The following is a 25,797-nucleotide window of genomic DNA, read 5'->3' as shown; positions in this document are numbered from 1 at the left end:
TACCGCGCCCTATTTTTATCCTGCTTAAACCGTTCTATTATCTGCCAATCTCACTTCTACACCGGCCTTGCAAAGGAAGCTCATGTCCTGGGAAACCTGGAGTTTTGCCTTTAGCGTCACCGTACCCAACTTATTGATGATGCTGCTGGGGATCCTGCTGCGCCACTGGCGGCTGATGGACGATCGCTTTATCGATGGGGCCACCAAGCTGGTGTTTAATCTGGCGCTGCCCTGCCTGTTGTTCTTCAGTATCGCCACCAACCACCCGCAACTGCGCGATAATTTTGCTCTGGTGATCTACGGTGCGGTAGGGACGATTGTGACCTTCCTGCTGCTGGAGTTCGCAGCCAAGTGGCTGGTGAAAGATCCACGTGAACGTGGCGTGTTCGTGCAGGGGGGATTCCGGGCGAATACCGCGATTGTCGGCCTGGCTTATGCTATGACCGCTTACGGCGATGAGGGCGTCGCTATTGCCTCGCTGTATCTGACCGTGACGGTGATCCTGTTTAACGTGCTATCGGTTATCACCCTGACGCGCAGCCTGCAAGGCGGCAACGGGCAGAAGATCAAACATCTGTCATTGCTGCGCAGTATCGTGACCAATCCGCTGATCCTCGGGCTGTTAAGCGGTCTGGCCTATGCTCAGACCGGGCTGGGGATTGCGCCCGTGCTCAAGCAGACCGGCAGCTATATTTCAGGCCTGTCATTACCGCTGGCTTTGTTGTGTACCGGGGCCAGCCTCGATCTGCGGGCAATGTTCCGTTCTTCCAACGTCGCTGCGTTGTCGTCGTCGGCTAAACTGTTTTTGGTACCGGTGTTGATGACGTTTGGGGGTTGGCTTTGCGGTTTCGAGGGCGCTACGCTCGGCATTATTTTTATGTTCTCGGCGACGCCGACCGCCTCCGGCAGCTATGTGATGACGCGCGCCATGGGGGGCAACGCGACGTTGGCCGCCAATATTATTGCGATCACCACCGTGGGATCCTTCTTTACCACCGCGTTGGGGATCTCTTTCTTGCGCTCGTGGGGCGTGATTTAAATCAGGAGGAAAGATGGACGCCTTATGTCCGGTTTGTGCTCAGCCGATGAGCTGGGTGAATGGCCACTATCATTGTGACGACTGCAACAGCGATTACCGGCAGCTTGCCGAATGCCCCGACTGCGGGCAACTGTTGCAAGAACTGAAAGCCTGCGGCGCCGTGGATTATCTCTGCCAACATGGCCACGGGCTGATCTCCAAAAAAAGGGTGAAGTTCAGCTATCAACCGGTGGAATGACCTCATACATCATAGAGCCGGTGGTCGTGCGTGCTGACCGCTGGCGACACCTTGTTTTGGCTGAGGCGTTTTACCGAGGCCCGCACCGCCAAGCGCCCGTGCAACAGCATATTGCTGGGTGGCGCATCCGGGCGCAGCATACGGCGTTGCAATAGAGCAATGGCCTCTGCACCCAGCTCATCACGAGGAACGTGAACCGAGGTGAGCGGCACGTCGTGAATTTCTGCCAGATTAAAACCATCCGTACTCATCACCGAAACATGCCCCGGCACGTTGATATGCATCTTCTTTAGCGCATTAACCGCACCTACCGCCATATAGTCACCCCCTGCCAAGATCGCCGTCGGCAATTGCGCCCGATCGGTAACGCCGTTGATAAAGGCCGTGATGGCCTGCTCGGCTTCTTCGCTGCCGAACCCGGAAGTGGTGACCAGATGTTGGCGATCATCGAAGGGAATATTGTGCCGCATATAGGCCTGTTTGATCCCCGCCAGCCGCAGCTCCATGGTATTACGCCGTAGACATTGCAGATTGAGGATACGGCTGTGGCCCTGTTGCAACAGATAGTTGGCGGAATACTCCCCAATCAGTTGATGGTCTGGGGAGACGCTGTCTAGCCGCATCTGGCGATCGGTGCAGTTAATCAGAATGCAGGGCTTGTTCAGATCGGCGGCCAGCGTATGGATATGCTCGTCATCAATGCCGATGATCAGCACGGCTTCGGTTAACGGATCGCTCATCTTTTCCAAAAACAGTACGCTGTCGCTGTGTTGTTCCTCCAACCCGCAGTAGCGGATCCTCACATCATGTTGCGCCAGTGCGCTGGTGATCCCCTGGATCACCTTGTAGTAGAAAATATCGGTGCGGACATCAAAGGCGCGTTGCGGGGCAAATACCATTACGTTGTTCAACATCAGCCTGCCGTTAGAAAGCCCCTGCAAGATACCGTTTTGTTGCGCACAGGCCAGCACTCGTTGCCGCGCCTCGGCGCTGGTGTTGGATTTCCCGGCCAACACGCGTGAAACGGTGCTGATCGAAAGCCCGGTTTGGCGCGCAATTTCCTGTACTTTCAGCTTTCCGTTCATTTTGTGATCTCCTTCAAATTCGGTCGTGAAAATTTTTTCACGGCATATTTCTGTCTTTCATACGGCTTTCTATGGCTATAACGGCGAAAATTTAACTGGTGCATGAAAATTTTTGCAAATTTCGCCATTTCACTCGCCCTCTCCGCTGGTTAGTCTGCGTTGGTACACCAATTTTATAGATTTATCAGTCCAATTTATTGGCTGGAATACAAGTAAAACAACATTAAATCATAGGGTTGTCGCAGCATTGACGTTGTATTTGTGGCCGGCGTCACAAATAACGCTGTTAACACCTCCGTTAGTAAGAGTTGCCCTACCAAAAAGGCGTATGGTCGCCACGGAGATCAAGATGAGTGTAGAAATCAATCAAACGGTAGTTGCCAGCAGCCGCCGCAAATTCAAATCGTTGCGCTGGTGGATGTTGGCCCTGTTCCTGCTGGGCGTCACGGTTAACTACATAACCCGTAACTCGCTGGGTATTTTGGCCCCTGAGCTGAAAACCAGCCTCAACATGACCACCGAGCAATATTCTTGGGTGGTGGCGTCCTTCCAACTGGCCTATACCCTGTTCCAACCGATCTGCGGGTGGCTGATAGACGTCATTGGTCTGAAGATGGGGTTCCTGGTTTGTGCCAGCATCTGGGCGGTAGTGTGCATGATGCATGCTGGTGCGGGCAGCTGGTTGCAACTGGCGATCTTACGTTTCTTCATGGGGGCAGCTGAAGCGGCGGCTACCCCGGCTAACGCCAAAGCGATTTCTGACTGGTTCCCGAAAAAAGAACGGCCAATAGCCGCAGGCTGGGCAGGGGTTGGCTTCTCGATCGGTGCGATGTTGGCTCCGCCGATCATTGTGATTGCCCATGTGTCCTTCGGCTGGCAGGGAGCCTTCCTGTTCTCCGGTGCTCTGGCGCTGATCTGGGTGGTGCTGTGGTGGGTATTTTACCACTCGCCGCAGCAGCACCCGAACCTGAGCCAAAAGGAGTTTGATCTGATCAACGAGGATAATGAACCGGTACTGCCGAAGCTGCCGTTCTTTAAATCGTTGGCGATCCTGTGCAAAAACAAAAAATTCTACGGCATCGCCATCCCAGCGTTTCTGGCTGAACCGGCTTGGGCGGTGTTTAGCTTCTGGGTGCCGCTGTACCTGGCCACCGAGCGCGGCATGGATCTCAAACAGATTGCCATGTTTGCCTGGCTGCCTTTCCTGGCGGCGGATATCGGCAGCGTCGCCAGTGGTTATCTCACTACGCTGTATCGCAAATGGTTCGGCTGTTCACGGGTGAACTCGGTAGTGGCCAGCTCGGTGACCGGAGCCTTCATGATGGTATCGCTGGCGTTTGTCGCGATCACCAAAGATCCCTACATCGCAATCGCGCTGATCTCCATTGGTGGCTTTGGCCACCAGGTGATCTCCTGCATGTTGAGCGCGCTGGTAGTGGAATCCTTCGATAAAAACCAGATGGCGACGGTGAACGGTATGCGCGGCTCCAGCGCCTGGATCGCCAGTTTCCTGTTTACGCTGTTGATTGGTGCCGTTTCCGACACCGTCGGCTTCAACCCGCTCTTCGTCGCCATGGGCTTCTTCGATCTGATCGGTGCGATGTTCCTGATCGGTTTGATCGCCGAGCGCGGCAAAAAACCTTCACCTACTGCTTAAGTTGGATCATTATGAAAACGTTAAAAAACTGGACGCTGGCGGGGCAATACGCGGACCGTGTTGAACTGCTGGTGGACGAGCAACACCTGTTCTGCCTCTACGTGCTGGAAAGCAATCTGTTCCGCGTGCTGATCAAACGCCACGGTGAGCTGGCGCTGGATCGTACCTGGAGTATCGCCCCGCAGGAGGATGTGCCTTGGGAAGGACGCGATCGCCTCAGCGTCGCCGGTTTTGGCCTGCCGGGCTATCAACTTAACCAGCAGGCAGACAGTTTGACGGTAGCGACCCCGCAGCTACGCGTGACGATACATCAGCCGCTCTGGCTGGAATGGGAATATTGCAACGCGGCGGGGGAATGGCTACCACTGGCAGCGGATCGCCCAACCAGCGCCTATCTGCTCAATGCGCACGGTGACGGCGTGGCGCATTATCAGCGCCGTCACAAGGGCGAACGTTATTATGGCCTGGGTGAAAAGGCGGGCGATCTGGAACGTACAGGCCGCCGCTTTGAAATGCGTAACCTGGACGCGATGGGCTACAACGCCGCCAGTACCGATCCGCTCTACAAGCATATCCCTTTTACCATCACGCGTCGGGAAGAGGTCAGCTTTGGTCTGTTTTATGACAACCTGAGCAGCTGCTGGCTGGATCTGGGTAATGAGATCGACAACTATCACCTGGCCTATCGTCGCTATCAGGCCGAGGCGGGCGATCTGGATTACTATCTGTTCCTGGGGCCAAAGATGCTCGACGTCACCAAAGCCTTCGTGCGCCTGACCGGTAAAACCCATTTTGGGCCGAAGTGGAGCCTGGGGTACAGCGGCTCGACGATGCACTACACCGACGCGCCGGATGCCCAGCAGCAGTTGCAGCAGTTTATCCAGCTGTGCCGCCAGCACGCCATCCCGTGCGATTCGTTCCAGCTCTCTTCCGGCTATACCTCGATCAATAACAAACGCTACGTCTTCAACTGGAACTACGACAAGGTGCCGCAGCCTAAACAGCTTAGCCAAGCCTTTCACGATGCTGGGTTGAAGCTGGCGGCGAATATCAAACCCTGCCTGTTGCAGGACCATCCCAAATATCAACAGGTGGCAGAACTTGGCTTGTTTATCCGCGATTCGCAAAGCGACGCTCCAGAACGTTCCAGCTTCTGGGATGACGAAGGTTCGCACCTCGACTTCACCAACCCAGCGGCGGTTCGCTGGTGGCAGCAAGGGGTGACAGAGCAACTGCTGGAAATGGGGATTGATTCCACCTGGAATGACAACAACGAGTATGAAGTGTGGGATGGAGAAGCGCGCTGCCATGGCTTCGGCAAGCCAATCGCCATCAAGCATATTCGCCCGGTGATGCCGCTGCTGATGATGCGAGCCTCGCTTGAAGCACAGCAGCGCTTTGCACCGAACCTGCGGCCTTATTTGATTTCGCGTTCCGGCTGTGCCGGTATGCAGCGCTATGTGCAAACCTGGAGTGGGGACAACCGCACCAGTTGGCAAACCTTGCGCTACAACACCCGTATGGGGGTGGGGATGAGCCTGTCCGGGTTGTTTAACGTTGGGCACGATGTGGGCGGTTTCTCCGGCGATAAACCGGACGCGGAACTGTTGGTACGTTGGGTACAAAACGGGGTCATGCACCCGCGCTTTACCATCCATTCGTGGAATGATGATGCTACCGTCAATGAACCCTGGATGTACCCGGCGGCAACGCCGATGATCCGTGATGCCATCAACCTGCGTTATCGGCTGATGCCTTACTTCTACACGCTGCTGTGGCAGGCAAGCCATGATGATGAGCCGATGCTGCGGCCAACCTTCCTCGATCATGAGCACGATGAACGCACCTTCGGTGAGACCGATGATTTCCTGATTGGCCGCGACCTGCTGGTGGCCAGCGTGGTGGATCAGGGGCAGCGCCAGCGTGAAGTCTACCTGCCGGATAACGTCGATGGTTGGTACTGCTTCTATAGCGGCCAATGGTACAGCGGTGGCCAGAGCATAGTGCTGGAGGCACCGCTGGAGCGCTTGCCGTTGCTGGTGCGCGCTGGGGCCGGGCTCCCGATGTCACAACGGTTGGGGCATGTAGACAATGCGGCAGACGATCGCCGTGAACTGCGGCTGTTCCCCACCAAGGGCTGCGGATGGTCCTCAGGCCTGCTGTTTGAAGACGACGGGGAAAGCCATGGCTGGCAGCAGAATAATGCGCTGTGGCTCCGCTGGGAGGCAGTGAGTGACAATCAGCGCATCGAGCTGACCTTCACCTGTGAAGGGCATTTCAAACCGACGTGGCAGGCGCTGAACATTGTGTTGCCAGCAGGTGAGACTCGCGAACTATGGGTGAATGGGGTTTGTTGTGATAGCTATGTGCTATGACTGATGCCACATCCCAACCCTCTACTGAGGGTTGGGATGCTATCAAACGGGATGAAGTTTGGCCTAAAAAAGAAGCAGTCGATCGGCTCTGCCACTAACGGCTATTCCACCACGCGTTTCTTACGCGGCTTTTTCGCCACGGTGACGGTTTTGACTTCGCTCTCCACCCAGCCATCCTGCAGGCGGGTTTTCAGCATTTCCCCAACCTGTGCCTGCTTGGTGGTTTTCAGTAACTCACCCTGTGGTGTCTGCGTTACGCTATAGCCGCGAGCCAAGGTTGCCAGCGGGCTAACCGCCTCCAACTGACTACAGGCGACGCCAAAGCGTTGGCGATAACCATTAAGTTGCCGCTCCATCCCCTGTTGCAAACGGTATTCCTGCTGCTGAACACGCTGCTGCAAGCGGTGGATGCGGCCCATCGGCTGGACCTGCGCCAGGCGCTGCTGTACGCGTTCACTGCGGCGAGAAGATAGCCGTAATTGCTGCTGCATCCCATCTTCCAAACGGCGCTGTAGCTTGAATAACAGCGTTTGCTGCCGCGCCAGCCTCAGGTGCGGATGCTGTTGTTGCAAACGGTGGTTGATGCGGGTGAACTGCTGCTGGCGCTGCGCCAGATAATAGTCCATCGCCATTTCCAGCCGCTGTTGCTGTGACTGCAATTGGCGCAACAGCTCAAGCTGATTACGGCTGACCAACTCCGCCGCAGCGGAAGGGGTAGGTGCCCGCAGGTCGGCAACAAAGTCGGCAATGGTGACGTCAGTTTCATGGCCGACGGCGCTGACGATCGGGATACGGCTGGCAAAAATGGCCTTCGCGACGCGTTCGTCGTTAAAACTCCATAAATCTTCTAACGAGCCACCGCCGCGCCCGACGATCAGCACATCGCACTCATCACGGCGGTTGGCGGTTTCGATCGCGCGAACGATCTGCAACGGAGCTTCTGCCCCTTGCACGGACGTGGGGTAAATCACGATCGGCAGTGAAGGATCGCGCCGTTGTAACACCTGTAAAATATCGTGCAGTGCCGCGCCGCTGGCGGAGGTGATCACCCCAACGCATTTGGCCGGGCTTGGCAATGGTTGCTTGAACTGTTGATCAAACAGACCTTCGGCTGCCAGGCGCTGTTTCAACTGCTCGAATTGCTGTTGCAGCAGGCCGTCACCGGCAGGCTGCATGCTTTCGGCGATCAGTTGGTAATCACCGCGTGGTTCATACAGGGTGATACTGGCCCGCACCAGAACCTGCTGGCCATTTTGCGGGCGAAAGGTAGTGCGCCGGTTGCTGTTGCGGAACATCGCACAACGCACCTGGGCACGGTCATCTTTCAGCGTAAAATACCAGTGGCCGGAGGAGGGCTGGGAGAAGTTGGAGATCTCGGCGGAGAGCCAAATCTGCCCCATTTCCATTTCCAGCAGCTGTCGAACCGTCTGATTGAGGCGGCTTACGGTAAAAATGGACGGTGAAGTAGGTAGTGACATGTGACCCAGATCAAATTTCAAAACAAGCACTTAATTGGTCGATATTACAGCTCGGCGAAAGGTAATCAAGAGTTTTTATAAGAAAGTGCTGGAGGCAACCGATTACGCTCTGTATAATGCCACGGCAATATTTTATCTTTTCCGCATCCACCTTGGTGAGATATTGCCCATGCTACGTATTGTAAAAGAAGCTCTAACGTTTGATGACGTTCTCCTGGTTCCAGCCCACTCCACAGTTCTGCCTAATACCGCAGATCTTGGCACCCAACTGACCAAATCCATCCGCCTGAATATCCCTATGCTGTCCGCAGCCATGGATACCGTAACCGAAGCCAACCTGGCCATTGCGCTAGCGCAGGAAGGCGGTCTGGGCTTCATTCACAAAAACATGTCCATTGAGCGCCAGGCGGAAGAAGTTCGCCGGGTGAAAAAACATGAAAGCGGCGTGGTCACGGACCCACAGACCGTTACTCCTTCCACCACGCTGGCTGAAGTGAAAGAGTTAACCGCGCGTAACGGCTTTGCCGGTTACCCGGTTGTGACCGAAGAAAACGAACTGGTGGGGATCATTACCGGCCGTGACGTGCGCTTCGTCACCGATCTGACTCAGCCTGTCACCGCAGTGATGACGCCAAAAGAGCGTCTGGTCACCGTCAAGGAAGGCGAAGCGCGTGAAGTCGTGCTGCAAAAAATGCACGAAAAACGCGTTGAAAAAGCGCTGGTGGTGGACGACAGCTTCCACCTGCTGGGCATGATCACCGTTAAAGACTTCCAGAAAGCAGAGCGTAAACCTAACGCCTGTAAAGATGAGCATGGCCGTCTGCGCGTAGGCGCTGCGGTGGGTGCCGGTGCCGGTAACGAAGAGCGCGTTGATGCGCTGGTCGCTGCCGGTGTTGACGTACTGCTCATCGACTCTTCACACGGCCATTCCGAAGGCGTGTTACAGCGCATCCGTGAAACCCGTGCCAAATACCCAGACCTGCAAATCCTTGGCGGCAACGTCGCAACTGGGGCTGGTGCCAAAGCCCTGATGGAAGCCGGGGTGAGTGCGGTGAAAGTCGGTATCGGTCCTGGCTCTATCTGTACCACTCGTATCGTAACCGGCGTGGGTGTTCCGCAGATCACCGCTATCGCCGATGCGGTCGAAGCACTGGAAGGGACGGGTATCCCAGTTATCGCTGACGGTGGTATCCGCTTCTCTGGCGATATCGCCAAAGCGATTGCTGCCGGTGCGTCCTGTGTGATGGTTGGCTCAATGCTGGCGGGTACGGAAGAATCTCCGGGCGAAATCGAGCTGTATCAGGGCCGTTCGTTCAAATCTTACCGTGGGATGGGTTCTCTGGGCGCAATGTCCAAAGGTTCCTCCGACCGTTACTTCCAGACCGATAACGCCGCTGATAAACTGGTGCCGGAAGGTATCGAAGGCCGTGTGGCCTACAAAGGCATGCTGAAGGCGATCGTACATCAGCAGATGGGCGGTCTGCGTTCCTGCATGGGCCTGACCGGCTGTGCGACCATCGACGAACTGCGTACCAAAGCCGAGTTTGTGCGCATCAGCGGTGCCGGTATTCAAGAAAGCCATGTGCATGACGTGACCATCACCAAAGAATCACCAAACTACCGCATGGGCTAATGCTTTAACCTCTCTCCTGCGGGAGAGGGGCAGGGATGAGGGGGGCAACCTCTCATCCCAAATACCCTTTTTGCTCTTTTTCTCTGTTGCTGGAATTTGCCTCACATGACAAAAAATATTCATAAGCATCGCATCCTGATCCTGGATTTCGGTTCACAATACACCCAGCTGGTTGCTCGCCGCGTGCGTGAGATTGGCGTTTACTGTGAGCTGTGGGCCTGGGACGTCAGCGAAGAGCAGATCCGCGAGTTCAATCCAAGCGGCATCATTCTCTCCGGTGGCCCGGAAAGCACCACCGAACTGAACAGCCCGCGTGCGCCAGAATATGTCTTCACCGCCGGCGTACCGGTATTGGGCGTGTGCTATGGCATGCAGACCATGGCGATGCAACTGGGCGGCCATGTACAGGGGTCAACCGAGCGCGAGTTCGGTTATGCTCAGGTGGAAATCACCCAATCAAGCGCCCTGATCCGCGATATCGAAGATGCGATCAGCCCGGCAGGCAAACCGGTATTAGACGTATGGATGAGCCACGGCGATAAAGTTACCGCTATCCCGTCAGATTTCGTCACCGTTGCCAGCACCGATACCTGCCCGTTTGCCATTATGGCCAACGAGGAAAAACGCTTCTACGGCGTACAGTTCCACCCGGAAGTCACCCATACCCGTCAGGGCCAGCGCATCCTGGAGCGTTTCGTACTGGATATCTGTGGTTGTGAAGCGCTGTGGACGCCTGCCACCATTATCGAAGATGCCGTTGCGCGTATTCGTGAGCAGGTCGGCGAAGATCATGTGATCCTCGGCCTGTCTGGCGGCGTGGATTCATCCGTTACCGCCATGCTGCTGCACCGTGCCATTGGCAAGCGCCTGACCTGCGTATTCGTAGATAACGGCCTGCTGCGCCTGAACGAAGCTGACCAAGTGTTGGAAATGTTCGGTGACCACTTCGGTCTGAACATCGTGCATGTGGCGGCAGAGAACCGTTTCCTGAGCGCGCTGGCGGGTGTGGATGAGCCAGAAGCCAAGCGTAAGATCATTGGCCGCGTCTTTGTCGAAGTATTCGACGAAGAAGCCTGCAAGCAGAGCGCCGTGAAGTGGCTGGCTCAGGGCACCATCTATCCGGATGTGATCGAGTCTGCCGCTTCCGCTACCGGCAAAGCACACGTGATCAAATCGCACCACAACGTCGGTGGCCTGCCGAAAGAGATGAAGCTGGGCCTGGTGGAACCGCTGAAAGAGCTGTTCAAAGACGAAGTGCGCAAGATTGGTCTGGAGCTGGGCCTGCCGTACGACATGCTGTACCGCCACCCGTTCCCAGGGCCAGGTCTGGGCGTGCGCGTATTGGGCGAAGTGAAGAAAGAATACTGCGATCTGCTGCGCCGTGCCGATGCGATCTTCATCGAAGAGCTGCACAAAGCCGATCTGTACAACAAGGTCAGCCAGGCATTCACCGTATTCCTGCCGGTGCGTTCCGTTGGCGTGATGGGCGATGGCCGTAAATACGATTGGGTTGTCTCTCTGCGTGCGGTAGAAACCATCGACTTTATGACCGCGCATTGGGCACACCTGCCGTACGATTTCCTGGGCCGTGTTTCCAACCGTATCATCAACGAAGTCAACGGGATTTCCCGTGTGGTTTATGATATCAGCGGGAAGCCACCGGCGACGATTGAATGGGAATGATAAGTTAATATCAGCCTCACTCGATAGCGTGAATAGAATGAAAATCCTCTGTTTTACAGGGGATTTTTCTTTTTCAGTGAGCATTCATTGTGTTAGCCTCGAAAGTTTTGCCATCGGCATGATGTGGTGGCAGAATACGGCAAACTAACTTTTAAGAATTTTTTCGCATTGAATATTTTTTTACGTTATGCATCTGTAGGTGTGCTGAACACCTTTGTTCATTGGGCTGTGTTTGCGCTCATGTTTTTTAGTGGTTTTTCCCAATCAATATCCAACGTTGTTGCCTTTTGCATCGCGGTGACCTTCTCGTTCTTTGCAAACGCCAGATGGACCTTTAAAAAAGAAGCGACTACTGTCCGCTACATGGCGTATGTGCTGTTTATGGGGGGCATGGCATTTTGCGTAGGTTGGATCGCAGACGAAGTAAAGGCTAACCCAATAGTCACACTGATTACCTTTTCTGCAGTAAGTCTCATTTGTGGCTTCATTTATTCTAAACTAGTTGTATTCAAGGATGATAAATGAAAATATCGTTGGTAGTTCCTGTATTTAATGAAGAAGAAGCAATCCCTCTCTTCTATAAGTCCGTTCGTGAATATAAAGAGTTCGCAGACAAAGATATAGAAATCGTGTTTGTAAACGATGGGAGTTCTGATAAAACAGAGAACATAATATCAGCCTTGTCGCTAGCTGATGAGAAAATAAAAGTTATAAATTTCACGCGTAATTTTGGCAAAGAGCCTGCCTTATTTGCTGGTTTGGAGGCATCTTCGGGTGATGTCATCATTCCTATCGACGTAGATCTTCAAGATCCAATAGATGTTATCCCGTTATTGTTAAATAAATGGGAAAATGGTGCGGAAGTTGTTTTAGCTAAACGTATAGATAGACAGAGTGATGGAAGAATGAAGCGTAAAACTGCAGAGTGGTTTTATCGCATTCACAACAAAATAAGCAAACCGGCCATAGAAGAAAATGTCGGCGATTTTAGGCTTATGTCTCGAGAAGTCGTGGATAACATCAAATTACTTCCCGAAAGAAACCTGTTTATGAAAGGGATATTAAGCTGGGTGGGCGGAAAGGTTGACATCGTCGAGTATTCAAGAGCCCAACGAGTTGCTGGTTCAAGTAAATTCAATGGCTGGAAACTGTGGAATCTGGCGATAGAAGGTATCACCAGTTTTTCGACCTTTCCGCTACGGGTATGGGCATATATCGGTTTTTTCGTTGCCACTTTATCCTTCATTTATGGTGCATGGATGATTCTGGATAAATTAATTTGGGGCAATCCGGTGCCGGGCTATTCCTCTATTATCGTTTCTATCCTCTTCCTTGGAGGTGTGCAGCTAATAGGAATAGGTGTCCTAGGTGAATATGTAGGACGGATTTACGTAGAAACAAAACGCAGGCCGCGTTACATAGTTAAAAAGTGAGATGGGAAATCAGATGATCTGTAAAGACGATAAAAAAACATTGGCCTTGTATTCAGGCTTGGCTCTGCTGTTTATATATCCTCTTATTCAAGCTGGGGTGTTTTACAGGGATGACTTAGACCGAGCGATTACAGGTCAATATGGATGGCGTGGCTTAGGGCGGCCAATTGCGGATATTCTGATGAAAATCCTATCGGCGAGTGGGCGCTATAATCTTGACCTGTTTCCCTATACAATGATTGCATCTTGTCTGTTTATAGGTGCCGCTTCCTTCTTACTTTTCAAACATTTGGTTAAAATGGATGTTCCGCATGCCAAACTTGTAGCGGCACTTTTGATATTCAATCCTTATCTATTACAAAATATTGCCTATAGATACGACTCTTTGGGTATGGTAATTGCCTTGTTTCTTGCCGTGTTAGCCTATACCTATAGGAACGACAGCATAATTCGTGAAGGCTCAATAAAAATAATAGCGGGCGTATTATCGCTAACCCTCTATCAACCATGCATGAATATTTTCATCGGCCTGCTTGCCATTGATATGATGATTATTGCAGTTAAAAGTGAATCTACAATAGCTCATTCCATAAAATTAATAATAAACAAGGCAGTGACATTTGTTTGTTTTTATCTTGTGTACATGCTGTTTTTTGCTGTAAGAAATAACTCTCGTTCGGACATTATTTTGCCGAATGCTGAGGGTGCTGAAAAACTGTTAAGCACGATAAAGGGATTAAAAGAGCTGGTTTTGTCGTATTTTTACGGCCCTGTTTATATCTATTTCCTGGTGCCTGTAGTGATTGCTTTGGTATTCATGATGGTCAGCAACTATGCACATGCCAAGAAAATAATTTCATTCATGATATACGCTTTGCTGTCATGCTTTATTTTCCTGGTGTCTCTAATGGGGCCAACAATCCTTCTGCAAGATGCTCCTGTATTCCCTAGGACTTTGGTTTCATTTTCGGTTCTACTGGTTATTATTGCCATTCCGATTATGTATTTTTCGCCTAAATTAAAATATCTATCGCTCGTCCCGCTAATCACCGTGTTTGCATTTAGTGCTCAGCTAAGTAGCGCCATAAAGTCACAGCGTGAATATGAAGACTTTGTTTTTGACATGATTGCCAGAGAAATGCTGAGCTACCCAAACATAGAGACTATCGGCACTACTGGGCAAGTGAACATTAACGAAAGAACCAAGTTAATCATGGAAAACAAGCCGCTGATTGGCCATTTTCTTAGCCCGGCCTCTGAGTTTATAGCGTCTTTCCAGTTGATTAATAAGGGATTAACGCAAACGCTGCATGGTTACGTTGATGAGCAAGCCAATATGGATAGACTTGCGGGGATGATAGAAAAAGGCATTAAGCCGGTATCCTCTAATAAGGACTATTCGTTATACGTTTCTGGTAATGAGGCCATAGTCACATTGGGAACCACTAAACATTAACTACTTATATTGGCTCAATAATTTTTAACTGAGCCTATGAATTTGGTTTATCTGCATCAAGCGGTTAATCTGGCCTGAGTTCGGTTTTCAAACGGACTCAGGCCGTTCAGGTTATTGCTTTGCTACTTATCTATGCTTTCTCAGGAAAATTATCCATCAATATATAGCTGGCATCCTTACGTTTATGTTGATCGATCAGCGGCACTAGGCGTTTAAAGTGTTCGCTCGCGCAGTGAGCATCCAACGCCGCGCGATCGGGCCACTCTTCGATAAAGATAAAGTGTCCGGCATCCTTTTGATCGACATACAGATCATAGGCTATGCAGCGAGGCTCCTGCTTGGTGGCTTCAACCAACTCTTGATAAAGCGGTAACACCGTTTCTATCGCTTCAACCTTGATAAAATCTTCGGCAATGACTTTCAGCATTATTATTCTTCATCCACTTTTACGACTCGGGTATTGCCTAAGTTGAGTGCTTGCCCGGTATGACCGATGGGTGTCATGCGAGGTATTGGCTGGCCGCTGTCGTTTTCCACCAGGCGTGAGTAGTCCTCTCCTGCTGCAAAAAGATGGTCTTCTCCCCATTGGCGCAGTGCGACGATAATCGGGAAGATTTCTCGGCCTTTATCGGTCAGCAAATACTCCTGATAGGCGCTGCCATCGGCGGCAGGGCTAACTTGCAAAATCCCCTGGGCGACCAGCGTGCGTAGCCGAGTGGAAAGAATATTCTTTGCCATCCCCAGGTTCTTTTGAAACTCACTAAACCGGCTGATGCCGTCAAAGGCGTCGCGGATGATCAGTAATGACCACCAATCACCCAGCACATCCAAGGTTCGTGCTACCGGGCATTGAGCATCCTCAAGGCTTTTACGTTTCATGCTGTGGCTCCCGAATTATTCTGGTTGCATTATAAAACCTCTTTCACTAAAGTGCATTGAGTTTAATAATGAAACCACATTAACGAGGCGCTTGATGAGTGATAAACCGCTGGAAACCTTCCGCTCACAGTCTGTCGAGCTTTTGCCTACGTCACTGGTGCTGCTGTTGGCTACAGCCTGCGCCTTCAGCGTGGCCAATGTTTATTACGCGCAACCGCTGCTTGATGCCATTGCGGAGGATTTTAATATCAGCCTGGCAAGAGTAGGGATGGTGATTGCGGCGACCCAGATCGGCTGTGCCTGTGCGCTGTTATTGGTGGTTCCTTTGGGGGATTTGCTGGATCGCCATCGTCTGCTGGCGGTGCAGCAAATACTGTTGATTGCCGCGTTGCTGATGGTTGTGGTGTCTAGTAGCAGTTTGGCGTTACTGGCGGCTATGCTGCTGGTGGGGCTGCTGGGAACCGCGATAACGCAGGGATTGATCGCCTTTGCCGCGACGTTGGCCTCCCCGCAGGAACGTGGACGCGTGGTGGGGGCTGCTCAGGGCGGAGTGGTGATGGGTTTACTGCTGGCGCGCACCCTTTCTGGGTTACTGGCGGATATCGGCGGTTGGCGAACCGTCTACATTTTCTCAGCGGCTCTTACCCTGATATTACTTCCTGTTCTGGCTCGTTTATTACCAAAGCAGCCTGCTTACGAGTTGAAGTTAAGCTATTGGCAACTGCTGAGCTCAATGCTGAGCCTGTTGCGCCATGACCGGATTTTGCAGATACGCGGTATGTTGGCGTTGTTGATGTTCGCGGCATTCAGCATCTTCTGGAGCACGCTGGTTCTCCCTTTGAGCCAACCCCCATTTCTTTTTTCTCATTCGACCATTGGTGCATTTGGGCTGGTAGGGGCAGTCGGAGCGCTGGCGGCGATGAGAGCTGGGCATCTAGCTGACCAAGGCTGGGGGCAGACAGCTAGCGGAGTGTGCCTGTTGTTGCTGATGATCGCTTGGCTGCCGCTTGGGTTGATGGAGCGAGGAATGGCGTACCTGATTGGCGGTATTATCCTGCTGGATCTGGCCGGGCAGGCAATCCATGTCCTCAATCAGAGCATGATTTTCACTGCACACCCGCAGTCCCACAGTCGCCTGGTCGGGTGCTACATGCTGTTTTATGCCGTTGGCAGTGGGCTGGGGGCGTTTGCCGGTAGCCAGATTTATGCGTGGGCAGGCTGGCACGGCGTATGCTGGTTGGGTGGTTCGGTAAGCCTGGTGGCATTGCTGTTTTGGTGGCGTACGCTGAAATATTGCCGTTGACCCTTTCATACCTTTATGACGCCCCATGCAGCTATGATCCCCCCGATGAACGCACTGAGCGTACCAAGGATAGTGCCCGGTGCTGAAACCGCAAGCTTAAGAACAACGCTATCTTTGCGGTGAATACATCAGGTAATACTCTTCTCCGCCGTCACCACCGGTGGAGACGATCTGCCAGCCGTGCTTGTGATAGAACGCTATCGCCTTGTCATTTTTCACCAGGCACTTGAGCGAGCCGGTTGAGGTAAACGTCTGCTCTGCGGCATGCAACAGCGCGCTGCCCACGCCTTGTGGCGGCAACAGGGGGTCGACATACAGATTATGAATAAAATTATCGGCGCGATAAATTGAGACAAAGCCGAGCAGCTTGCCGTCCTGCTCGGCAACCCAGATCTCTTCGCCAATCGTTGAGCGATTAAAATCTTCCAGCCGGTAATTACGTGTGTTACGCCAGGTAAAGGCGGCTTGGCGAGCGGCCAGATACAGGCTGCGCAGAAAAGGACGATCGGCCTCTTGGTAAGGTCTTATGTGCATGGCGGCTCCTGATGATTTGCTAGCACTATAGCTGACAATCAACTCATTTCAACGCTGGTACCCAGCCGTTGCGCCAACCCTTTGGCCCCGGCCCGCATCACCGCATCGTGGTTCCAGCGAAATAACGGTGCTGCTAACGGTGCCAGGCAGTTCATCCAGAGCGTAGTGGTTCGCACCTGCCAGGTATAATGCGCAAGGGTATAAACCCCGTCTGAACTTAACCGCCATTGGCCGACCCCTTCTACTTCGCCGCTGGCTTGTCCCTCCAATAGCTTTAGCGGCACAATATTCACGATGCGCATATCGAAGGTGATGCGGTAAGGCAGTACGCCTTGCCAGGTATAACGATGCAACGCCCCGATACCGAGTGCATCGCCTTTTCCTATTTCGACCACCTGTAACAGGTTTTTCCACCAGCTTGGCCAGATATCGGGATGATAAAGTACCTCCCATACCGTTGGTAACGGGGCTTTGATGCGCCAGAGGGTGGTGAACTGGTATTCGGCCATATCGAGTTCTGCCTTAAGGGGTAAAGAAGTCAGCGGGAAAATGCAGGTTGAACACCAGCGCATCCATCATCACGGTTTCCATTTCTCGATCGTTGCTATCGTAGCTGACCACCTTGGTTGGGAAGCCGTGGCTCTCCTCTAGCCAAACTTCATAACGGTGAACGCCATCGACGCTAACCCCCGCCACTCCAAGGATGGTGACATGCAAAGCGCCTTGGCCAGCCAGGGTCTCCTTGCCGACCACGGTCGTTTTTCCCCCTTGCTGAAGGTGACGAATATTACGCAGCAAGGTGCCGACGTCCGATTGGTCTACGCGATGGCCGTTAGGCCCTTGTACCAATGAGTTGCTGGATGACAGGCTCAACACTGGCAGAGTGCCGATACCGAATGGCCATACGCGCACCTTAGCGCTATCGGGATCATAGATCAGCACGGCACCGCGATGAGGTTCGCTGAAATCCATCCGCACATAACCCGGCTTACGGTAGCTGTAACGCATCAGGGTACGATCGCCTTGTGCCGTTCGAGAGTCGATCCTGCATTGGTACGCAGCAATCTGCGCAAATTGCTCCTGCGCCAGAACCATCGGATCCGGTGAAAGTGTGGGGGCAGCATTGGCACTGGTTATCAACGCCATTGCCAGTAGCCATTGGTTGCCGAATAAGTGGTTGATACTTTTCTCCCTGCGGAACCATGGCCGAAAAGGCTGGCCTCATTAATTAAATATAGGATCTGGATCACAGGCGATGGCGGTTTATTCTTCAAACATCATACTATTCGAGTTTTTCGGGCTTAATATGCCACATACCTTGAATGAGCTTTTCGCCAATAAAAAAGGCTTCATTCCTCTCGGTTTGAAGCCCTGAGTCATCGTTCAAGCGTCGGTGCTTATTTCACATCGACCTGATAGAAAATGTGTTTGCCGAACGGGTCGATTTCGTATCCGGTGACTTCTTTGCGCACCGGCTCAAAAATCGTCGAGTGGGCAATCATCACCGCAGGCATCTGATCGTGCATCATCTGCTGGGCTTCTTTGTACAGCGCTACACGTTTTTCGTGGTTACTTTCGGCGCGAGCTTCCAGGATCAGCTTATCAAACGGCTGATAGCACCACTTCGACGAGTTGGAACCGCCGTTGGCTGACGTGCAGCTATACAGTGGACCAAAGAAGTTATCCGGATCGCCGGTTGCCGTGGTCCAGCCCATCAGTGCGGCCTGATGCTCGCCGTTTTTCACCCGCGTCAGGTACTCGCCCCATTCGAAAGTGACTACTTTGGCCGTTACGCCCACTTTTGCCCAGTCGGCCTGGATCATCTCGGCCATGCGCTTGGCGTTCGGGTTATACGGACGCTGAACCGGCATTGCCCACAGATCGATGGTCATGCCGTTGGCGAAGCCGGCTTCTTTCAGTAGGGCTTTGGCCTTCTCCGGATCGTAATCGTAGTCTTTCAAATCCGCATCGGCACTCCACACGCCCGGTGGCAGTATATTTTTCGCCGCTGTGCCGGTACCGTGGAAAACCGCCTCGATGATCGCTGGTTTATTGATGGCCAGCGCCAACGCCTGACGGACCTTCACGTTATCCAGCGGTGCCTTCTGGGTGTTAAACGCCAGGAAGCCGGTGTTCAAGCCCGCTTTTTGCATCAGGTTGATGTCTTTATTTTCCCGCATGCGTGGCAGATCTGCCGGGTTAGGGAATGGCATCACCTGGCATTCATTTTTTTCCAGCTTGGCGTAACGGATCGACGCGTCCGGCGTGATGGAGAACACCAGACGGTCGATTTTCGCTTTGCCCTGCCAGTAATCAGGGAAGGCGCTAAACAGGATGCGGGAGTCTTTCTGATACTGCTTCAGTTCAAACGGCCCGGTGCCAATCGGCTCCATATCCACACGCTCTGGTGTGCCCGCTTTCAACATGCTATTGGCGTATTCTGCCGAGAGAATTGAGGCGAAATACCAGCCTAAATCGGCAACAAACGGCGCTTCCGGATGGGCCAGAGTAAAACGCACGGTATGGTCATCAACCTTGTCGATGGCGGTAATTAACTTGCCAAACTCCAGGCTCTCGAAGTTGGAGTAGTTGCCGTTGGAAACGTTGTGATAGGGATGGTTTGGATCTTTCTGACGCATAAACGAGAAGATCACATCATCGGCGTTAAAATCGCGCGTCGGCTTGAAATATTTGTTGCTCTGGAACTTCACCCCTTGGCGCAGATGGAAGGTGTACACCTTACCGTCTTCACTGACGTCCCAGCTTTCTGCCAGGCTAGGCTGCAGTTCGGTGGTACCGACTTTGAAATCCACCAGTCGGTTATAGATCGGCACCGCACTGGCATCTACGCTGGTCCCGGAGGTGTAGAGCTGCGGGTTAAAGTTTTCTGGTGAACCTTCTGAACAATAGACTAACGTTTTTGCTGCTACCCCAGAGCTTATTGAGAGCGCTGCTACGGTCAGCGCAAGCTTTGTAATTTTAATTATCATCACTATCTTCCTGTTGGTGAGCCTACCACTGAAAAATAAAGCTTGTACTAAAGCGCTTAATAAATAACATTAAATTTACATTGTCAGCAAACAACATCGAACGATAACAATGAGGTCAACGCTAGCCTCGGTAAAGGCGGTAGTTGGCAAAAATAAACTCTAACAAAAGGGTGAATTCTGAAAGATTGCTCTGGTGATCCTAGCCATGGGAGCCTTGCAAACGGGATGCGTTCATATACAACACAATGTCTTCACCGCTCGCCACGCAGTTAACCCAACGTTTCTTCCGCTACCTGGCCGTCACCAGCCAGAGTAACCCAGCGGTAAGTACTTTACCCAGCACTCCTGGCCAGTTCGCCATGGCAGAAATGTTGGCAGAGGAACTACGCCAACTCGGCCTGGATAATGTGGTTATTGACGAACATGCCACCGTCACCGCAGTGAAAAAAGGCAATGTACCCGGCGCGCCACGTATCGGGTTTATCACCCATATTGATACCGTAGACGTTGGTTTATCGCCGGACATCCACCCACAAATCTTGCGTTTTACCGGTGAAGATTTGTGCCTGAACGCGCAGCAAGATATCTGGCTACGTACCGCTGAACACCCGGAAATCAAAGCCTATCCGGGGGAAGAGATTATTTTCAGCGACGGCACCAGCGTGTTGGGGGCGGATAACAAAGCGGCCGTCACGGTAGTGATGACGGTGTTGGAAAACCTTACCGCAGAGGACCAACACGGCGATATCGTGGTGGCATTTGTACCGGATGAAGAGATTGGTCTGTGCGGTGCCAAAGCGCTGGATATGGCGCGTTTCGACGTCGACTTTGCCTGGACTATCGACTGTTGTGAATTGGGCGAAGTGGTGTATGAGAACTTCAACGCCGCCAGCGCCGAACTGCGCTTTGCCGGTGTGACCAGCCACCCGATGTCCTCCAAAGGCGTGCTGGTGAACCCGCTGCTGATGGCGATGGATTATATCAGCCACTTCGATCGCCAGCAGACTCCTGAGCATACCGAAGGGCGTGAAGGTTATATCTGGTTTAACGGCATGCAGGCATCACAAAGCGAAGCGCTGCTGAAGGCCAATATCCGTGATTTCGACTTGGCGAACTTTGAGCGCCGCAAGCAGCAGATTGGTGAAGTAGCGGAGAAGATTGCCGCGCAGTATCCCACCGCCCGGGTGGAGTATCACATCAGCGATACCTACAGCAATATCAGCAATGCCATCACCGATGACCGCCGGGCCATTGATCTGATTTTTGCCGCACTGGCCGAGTTGAACATTGAGCCTAAAGTCATCCCGATGCGCGGGGGCACCGATGGTGCTGCGTTGTCGGCAAAAGGGTTATTAACGCCCAATTTCTTTACCGGCGCGCATAACTTCCATTCACGGTTCGAGTTTTTACCCCTTAAGTCGTTCGAGGCCTCCTACAATGTGGCGTTAACGCTGTGCAAGCTGGCGGCTAAATAAGGGCCGATATCGCTTCAACATTATCGCAGCCAGGCTTGTTCAAGCCTGGTTAGCGAAAGTTTTCTTTGTTTGGCTAGCGCTAATAAACAAGAAAGCCATTACGGATTAGCAGATAAAAACTCAGACACCCGCTATTTTTTCACTATGTTCGGATGATCATCACCGTTCATGCCGGTATAGCTGATCATACCGCTCTTGAAACTATCCTATCGCCATTATCACCCAGAGCTTGTTGGCCGGCTATTACACTATGTTTAAGTGGGCGGGCCTAGAATGGCTGGGGCCGATTATGGCTTTGTATAGCCATTGGCGTGATGAGAGCTATTGAACCTTCTGTACCAACCGCTCCGCTGCCAAAACCTTAATATTTATTTCAAGGGTTGTGAGTATTACCTCCCAACCTCGCAAATTCAGTCTGGGAGTCAACAACATGACTATCGATTTACAACGGCTTCAACAGGTGGCATCGAATGCCTATGCGCAGTATTCCACATTGAGTGGTGGCGAGAATGCCAGCTATATCCCTTTTTTAGCGAGCGTGCCAAGCCATTTAGCCGCCTTGGCGATTGTGACCGTCGACGGGGATATCATTTCTCAGGGCGATGCGGAGTTCCGCTTTGCGCTGGAGTCAATTTCAAAAGTGTGCTCGCTAGCCTTGGCGTTGGAAGATGTTGGCCCACAAGACGTACAGGAGAAGATTGGTGCCGATCCCACCGGCTTGCCCTTTAACTCGGTGATTGCTCTTGAGCTACATAAAGGTAAACCCCTCTCGCCGCTGGTGAATGCCGGGGCAATGTCAACGGTGAGCTTAGTCAAAGCGAGTGACCGTGAAAACCGCTGGTTGCGCATTCTTGATATGCAACAGCAGTTAGCGGGTGCACAAATCGCACTCTCTGACGAGGTGAATGATTCAGAGCAATCGACCAACTTCCATAACCGTGCGATCGCCTGGTTACTCTATAGCGCCGATGCGATGTACTGCGATCCAATGGAAGCCTGCGATGTTTATACCCGCCAATGTTCAACGCTGCTTAATACCATTGAATTGGCCACGATGGGGGCGACAATTGCCGCTGGTGGTATCAACCCCGTCAGCAAAAAGCGAGTGCTGACAGAATCTAACACCCCCTTTATTTTGGCAGAAATGACGATGGAAGGGATGTATGGCAGTTCAGGCGATTGGGCCTATACCGTGGGTTTACCGGGTAAAAGTGGTGTTGGAGGCGGTATCTTGACCGTGGTGCCCGGCGTAATGGGGATTGCTGCGTTCTCACCTCCTCTTGATCCCGTTGGTAACAGCGTGCGTGGGCAAAAAATGGTTGCGGCTGTTGCCCAGCAAATGGGATATAACCTTTATCGGAGTCGTTAATCATGAACAGGCCGCTAGTTCCTAAGGGCCTGCATAAAACAGGTTACCGCTGCAATCCATGGCAGGCTTTATGCAGGTCTGGTGTGAAAGTCACACAGCCGTAGGGAAGGCTATTTTTTTACTATTCCGGAAATATCATTGGTATTGATCAGATGATAGTCGCCGTTCATGCCGGTATAGCTGGTCATACCGCTACTGCGGTCAGTGTCCGGTTCGCCGTGGGCCTGTAGGATATCGCCATATTTAGTCGTGATAATGTAGTCACTGGTGCAACCCGCCAGTGCCAGTGTCAGGACAATGAGAGGCAGAAAAGTCGGTTTTTTCATTGGTCAACAGGCTCTTTTCATTTTAACTGCCTCATATTACAGACGAAGTGGCCCGAGATGCAAAGGCAACCTTGTTACACTTTAGCGCGTTTGGGTTTCAAAGATATCCGTCGGCAAATGGGTGTAGTCCACCTTCTTGAGCTTAAAGTTGGTGATATAGACGGGGCCGGCTTTTTGCTCGGAAAGAAACGAGTATTTCGGCGTCAGCTCTTTGGTTTTGATCCCGGTCCACGAGGCGAAAAAGGTCAGGAAGTCATTGGCTGAACGAGGGGCTTTAATCAGGCGGTGTGCGGTGTCATCGCTGGAAAGCACCATAAAGGGGACCTGAAAATTTTGCTGAAACTGATCATCGTGCGCCAGATATTGCACCTGGGTACCGCGCTCTTTAAACGCCAGACCGTGATCGGAGAAGTAGACCATTGAGAAACTTTCCCCGGTGTCGCGTAACTGCTGATAGAGCTGTTTCAGCAGGTTGTCCGTTTGCGTCATGGTGTAAAGATAGCAGGAGGTCTCTTTGGATTGCACAAAGTCCGCGTATTTCCCCTGAGTCCGGTCGCAGGCTTGCGGATGTGAACCCATCAGATGCAAGACGATCAACTGCGGGTTAGTGCTGCGTGGGGCGGCAAAAACCTGGGCGGTCATCTTGAGCAGCGTTTCATCATGGGTGTTCTTATCCGCTTCAAAATCACCGTTTTTCAGGAACTGCACTTCATCGGCACGTTTGGCAATGCTGGCGATAGCGGTGTCATATTCACCAATTTGGCCTTGGTTGGAGAACCACCAGGTCTGAAAACCTGCACGATTGGCCAACGTGACGAAGTTATCCTGATACTGCGGTTTGCCGTTAATGACACGGGTTAACGTTAAGCCGAGCGATTTCTGTGTTGAGCCGCTGGCCGCAATATAGTTAAGCAACAGCGTACCGTTTACGTGGCTGGCGAAGGGGGTATTGTCCCAGTGCCCACCAAACGCCCCTAAGGCATCTCGCCGCGCGCTTTCGCCGATCACTACCATGTAGATATGATATTTCGGTTTCACCGTCAGCACGTTCCAGGAATCTTTCAGCTGTGAAAACGCCTGCATACGGGCTTTTTCATCAATCACTTCCTGGTTATTGGCGATCACATCTCTGACGAAACGAAACACGGGATAACCAGAATCGGTCAATTTAAACACGCCACCGTATGCCAGATTCTGCACTGGCGTGACAAAAAAGCAGACCACGCTGATGGTGAGACATAAGCTCTGGAGGGTGTTCCAAGCCCCTTTCGGGGTTGGCTTACGGCGCAACGCGATAATGCCCAGTGCCAGAATAAACAGGGACACCAAATAGCTGTACCACGGAAAGATGGTCAATATCTCGCTGGACTCCTCCACCGTGGTCGAGTGTAACGCCAGCAGGGTATTAAAATTGGGCGAGCCATAGGCCTGAGAAAATGGGAAATACAGGGCGGCGATGAGGCTACACAGCCCGATCACGCTCTTTTGCAGGCGCGAGCTGAGGCGCCACAGCAGCAGTAACACACAGCTAAACGCCACGGCATACAGCAGACTAAATGGATAGCCGAGGGCGAAGTTGATCAGCAGCGACTGCAGGAAGTAAAAGCCTGTCCACGGGGTTAGGGTGACGTCACGTGCTGCCAGGGTATCTTTAACCGTTGAGTTCATGTTTACCGAAAGTTATCAAATGCCGTGTGGTAACTCTGACAAGAAAAGAGTCATAAATCCGTTTGGTTGACGGAAAGGGGAGGAGGGATAGACCGCATCCAGCGAGCCGCAACATTTACCCGGATGCGAGAAGATAGAGCCGAATGAAAACAAGATCAACTGATAATTAGCGGCTGTTTTGAGAGGTTGATTGCATATCGCGACAGTCGCCTATATCTGGCTATATTGACGCGGGGCGGAAATATCCTCGGACGAGGAGTGTTCAATCAGCTCGAATAACTCGATCCGCTCATCATCGGTCAAATCCCGCCATTCGCCCAGCGGTAACCCTTGCAGAGTGATATTCATAATACGCTGGCGCTCAAGTTTGGTGACATGATAACCAAAATATTTGCACATACGGCGGATTTGGCGGTTAAGCCCCTGCACCAGCGTGATGCGAAACATCTGCGGGGCTTCTTGCTCCACCAGGCATTGTTGAGTCACCGTATCCAGTATGGGTACGCCTGCGCCCATGCCCTGAATAAACTCATCCGTCACCGGTTTGTTGACGGTGACCAGGTACTCTTTTTGATGATTATTGCCAGCACGGAGGATCTTATTGAACAGTTCGCCATCATTGGTCAGGAAAATCAGCCCCTGAGAGTCCTTATCCAGCCGCCCGATGGGAAAGATGCGCCTATTGTGATTAACGTAATCACCGATGTTATCCCGCACGTGCTTTCCCATGCTGGTGATGATACCAACCGGCTTGTTCAGCGCGATTAGCACCAGATCGGCCGCATCGCGCGGTTCGATCGGCTGGCCGTTAATTTTGACCACATCCCCGACCAATACTTGAGCGCCCAAGGAGGCTAACTTGTCGTTGATGAAAACGTTGCCTTGCTTGATGTGGCGGTCGGCAGAGCGACGAGAACAAATGCCGCTGTCGCTAATGTATTTGTTAAGGCGGATAGATGAGTGAGTGAGCATGGTTTCCCCGTTAAACGCGAACTATACATTATCTGGGGGAGACGGCGTCTCCTTTTTATTTTTTGACGCTATCGCGTGATTGACCTCACTGGCCACAGCCTCAATAATGGCAAACGTCGACTCGGGGTGCCCTTAGGGGCTGAGAAATTACCCGTATTACCTGATCTGGATTATACCAGCGTAGGGATGTCGCGGTATCTCAAC

23 protein-coding genes and 1 riboswitch are annotated in these 25,797 nt (G+C 52.3%); of the genes, 12 read left to right on the top strand and 11 right to left on the bottom strand.

The annotated features are described in order from the left end of the window. Positions 1-82 precede the first annotated feature (82 nt). A complete protein-coding gene (locus KGP21_RS21085; RefSeq protein ID WP_071683910.1) occupies positions 83-1,039 on the top strand; it encodes an AEC family transporter in 957 nt (318 codons plus the stop codon). 13 nt (positions 1,040-1,052) lie between these two features. Next, the gene (locus tag KGP21_RS21080; RefSeq protein ID WP_021178843.1) at positions 1,053-1,277 is read left to right on the top strand and encodes a zinc ribbon domain-containing protein; all 225 of its coding nucleotides are present in this window, start codon (positions 1,053-1,055) and stop codon (positions 1,275-1,277) included. Positions 1,278-1,279: 2 nt separating this feature from the next. On the opposite strand, the gene KGP21_RS21075 is transcribed toward KGP21_RS21080, so the two are convergent. Next, on the bottom strand, positions 1,280-2,362 hold the full coding sequence (locus KGP21_RS21075; protein ID WP_094982787.1) for a LacI family DNA-binding transcriptional regulator: 1,083 nt from the start codon (positions 2,360-2,362) through the stop codon (positions 1,280-1,282). 349 nt (positions 2,363-2,711) lie between these two features. On the opposite strand from KGP21_RS21075, the gene KGP21_RS21070 reads away from it, so the two are divergent. Then, a complete protein-coding gene (locus tag KGP21_RS21070) occupies positions 2,712-4,019 on the top strand; it encodes an MFS transporter (RefSeq protein ID WP_021807180.1) in 1,308 nt (435 codons plus the stop codon). Between the two features lie 11 nt (positions 4,020-4,030). Beyond that, entirely contained in the window at positions 4,031-6,394 is a 2,364-nt protein-coding gene (locus KGP21_RS21065) for a glycoside hydrolase family 31 protein (RefSeq protein ID WP_021807179.1), read from the top strand. 101 nt (positions 6,395-6,495) lie between these two features. On the opposite strand, the gene xseA is transcribed toward KGP21_RS21065, so the two are convergent. Next, positions 6,496-7,872, bottom strand: a complete 1,377-nt coding sequence (gene xseA, locus KGP21_RS21060; RefSeq protein ID WP_021178839.1) for an exodeoxyribonuclease VII large subunit — start codon at positions 7,870-7,872, stop codon at positions 6,496-6,498. Positions 7,873-8,041: 169 nt separating this feature from the next. On the opposite strand from xseA, the gene guaB reads away from it, so the two are divergent. From guaB to KGP21_RS21035, 5 genes are all read left to right on the top strand, one after another. Beyond that, the gene (gene guaB / locus KGP21_RS21055; RefSeq protein ID WP_141234372.1) at positions 8,042-9,505 is read left to right on the top strand and encodes an IMP dehydrogenase; all 1,464 of its coding nucleotides are present in this window, start codon (positions 8,042-8,044) and stop codon (positions 9,503-9,505) included. A gap of 105 nt (positions 9,506-9,610) precedes the next feature. Further along, positions 9,611-11,188 (top strand): glutamine-hydrolyzing GMP synthase, encoded by a 1,578-nt coding sequence (gene guaA, locus KGP21_RS21050; protein WP_021178837.1) that lies wholly within the window; start codon positions 9,611-9,613, stop codon positions 11,186-11,188. Positions 11,189-11,314: 126 nt separating this feature from the next. Continuing rightward, complete coding sequence (locus KGP21_RS21045) at positions 11,315-11,713, top strand: GtrA family protein (RefSeq protein WP_301178828.1); 399 nt, start codon at positions 11,315-11,317, stop codon at positions 11,711-11,713. Then, positions 11,710-12,621 carry a glycosyltransferase family 2 protein gene (locus KGP21_RS21040; protein ID WP_059201516.1) on the top strand — a complete coding sequence of 304 codons (912 nt, stop codon included), beginning with the start codon at positions 11,710-11,712 and terminating at the stop codon, positions 12,619-12,621. The genes KGP21_RS21045 and KGP21_RS21040 overlap by 4 nt, the downstream gene beginning before the upstream one ends. Before the next feature lie 13 nt (positions 12,622-12,634). Continuing rightward, positions 12,635-14,077, top strand: coding sequence for a glucosyltransferase domain-containing protein (locus KGP21_RS21035; RefSeq protein ID WP_223536204.1), 1,443 nt, complete (start codon positions 12,635-12,637; stop codon positions 14,075-14,077). A gap of 130 nt (positions 14,078-14,207) precedes the next feature. Here the strand turns inward: KGP21_RS21035 and KGP21_RS21030 are convergent, their stop codons facing one another. Both KGP21_RS21030 and KGP21_RS21025 read right to left on the bottom strand, forming a co-directional pair. After that, positions 14,208-14,504, bottom strand: a complete 297-nt coding sequence (locus KGP21_RS21030; protein ID WP_021807174.1) for a putative quinol monooxygenase — start codon at positions 14,502-14,504, stop codon at positions 14,208-14,210. Positions 14,505-14,506: 2 nt separating this feature from the next. Next, the gene (locus KGP21_RS21025) at positions 14,507-14,956 is read right to left on the bottom strand and encodes a helix-turn-helix domain-containing protein (protein ID WP_223536202.1); all 450 of its coding nucleotides are present in this window, start codon (positions 14,954-14,956) and stop codon (positions 14,507-14,509) included. 94 nt (positions 14,957-15,050) lie between these two features. Here KGP21_RS21025 and KGP21_RS21020 point away from each other — a divergent pair, with 94 nt between their 5' ends. Then, on the top strand, positions 15,051-16,259 hold the full coding sequence (locus KGP21_RS21020; protein ID WP_223536200.1) for an MFS transporter: 1,209 nt from the start codon (positions 15,051-15,053) through the stop codon (positions 16,257-16,259). Between the two features lie 108 nt (positions 16,260-16,367). Here the strand turns inward: KGP21_RS21020 and KGP21_RS21015 are convergent, their stop codons facing one another. The 4 genes from KGP21_RS21015 to KGP21_RS21000 form a co-directional block, all read right to left on the bottom strand. Next, on the bottom strand, positions 16,368-16,793 hold the full coding sequence (locus KGP21_RS21015; RefSeq protein ID WP_223536198.1) for a GNAT family N-acetyltransferase: 426 nt from the start codon (positions 16,791-16,793) through the stop codon (positions 16,368-16,370). Between the two features lie 38 nt (positions 16,794-16,831). After that, complete coding sequence (locus KGP21_RS21010; RefSeq protein ID WP_223498196.1) at positions 16,832-17,302, bottom strand: SRPBCC family protein; 471 nt, start codon at positions 17,300-17,302, stop codon at positions 16,832-16,834. A 13-nt stretch (positions 17,303-17,315) separates the two neighbouring features. Further along, positions 17,316-17,939, bottom strand: coding sequence for a DUF1571 domain-containing protein (locus tag KGP21_RS21005; RefSeq protein ID WP_223536196.1), 624 nt, complete (start codon positions 17,937-17,939; stop codon positions 17,316-17,318). A gap of 251 nt (positions 17,940-18,190) precedes the next feature. Then, complete coding sequence (locus KGP21_RS21000) at positions 18,191-19,783, bottom strand: ABC transporter substrate-binding protein (RefSeq protein ID WP_021178829.1); 1,593 nt, start codon at positions 19,781-19,783, stop codon at positions 18,191-18,193. Positions 19,784-20,028: 245 nt separating this feature from the next. Here KGP21_RS21000 and pepT point away from each other — a divergent pair, with 245 nt between their 5' ends. Beyond that, on the top strand, positions 20,029-21,258 hold the full coding sequence (gene pepT, locus KGP21_RS20995) for a peptidase T (RefSeq protein WP_223536194.1): 1,230 nt from the start codon (positions 20,029-20,031) through the stop codon (positions 21,256-21,258). Between the two features lie 430 nt (positions 21,259-21,688). Continuing rightward, positions 21,689-22,627 (top strand): glutaminase A, encoded by a 939-nt coding sequence (gene glsA / locus KGP21_RS20990; RefSeq protein ID WP_223536191.1) that lies wholly within the window; start codon positions 21,689-21,691, stop codon positions 22,625-22,627. Between the two features lie 110 nt (positions 22,628-22,737). Here glsA and KGP21_RS20985 read toward each other — a convergent pair whose 3' ends face one another. The 3 genes from KGP21_RS20985 to rluF all read right to left on the bottom strand — a co-directional run bounded on the left by KGP21_RS20985 (position 22,738) and on the right by rluF (position 25,593). Then, entirely contained in the window at positions 22,738-22,953 is a 216-nt protein-coding gene (locus KGP21_RS20985) for a YgdI/YgdR family lipoprotein (RefSeq protein ID WP_021178824.1), read from the bottom strand. Between the two features lie 81 nt (positions 22,954-23,034). Beyond that, positions 23,035-24,621 (bottom strand): phosphoethanolamine transferase, encoded by a 1,587-nt coding sequence (locus tag KGP21_RS20980; RefSeq protein WP_218519033.1) that lies wholly within the window; start codon positions 24,619-24,621, stop codon positions 23,035-23,037. Positions 24,622-24,831: 210 nt separating this feature from the next. Further along, a complete protein-coding gene (gene rluF / locus KGP21_RS20975) occupies positions 24,832-25,593 on the bottom strand; it encodes a 23S rRNA pseudouridine(2604) synthase RluF (RefSeq protein ID WP_059201507.1) in 762 nt (253 codons plus the stop codon). A 112-nt stretch (positions 25,594-25,705) separates the two neighbouring features. Continuing rightward, positions 25,706-25,797: riboswitch (TPP riboswitch) on the top strand.

This window comes from Serratia sp. JSRIV004 (genome assembly GCF_019968705.1).
Classification (GTDB): Bacteria; Pseudomonadota; Gammaproteobacteria; order Enterobacterales; family Enterobacteriaceae; genus Chania; species Chania fonticola_B.
The sequence above is the reverse complement of the archived record's forward strand: the minus strand, read 5'-3'. Positions and strand labels throughout refer to the sequence as shown.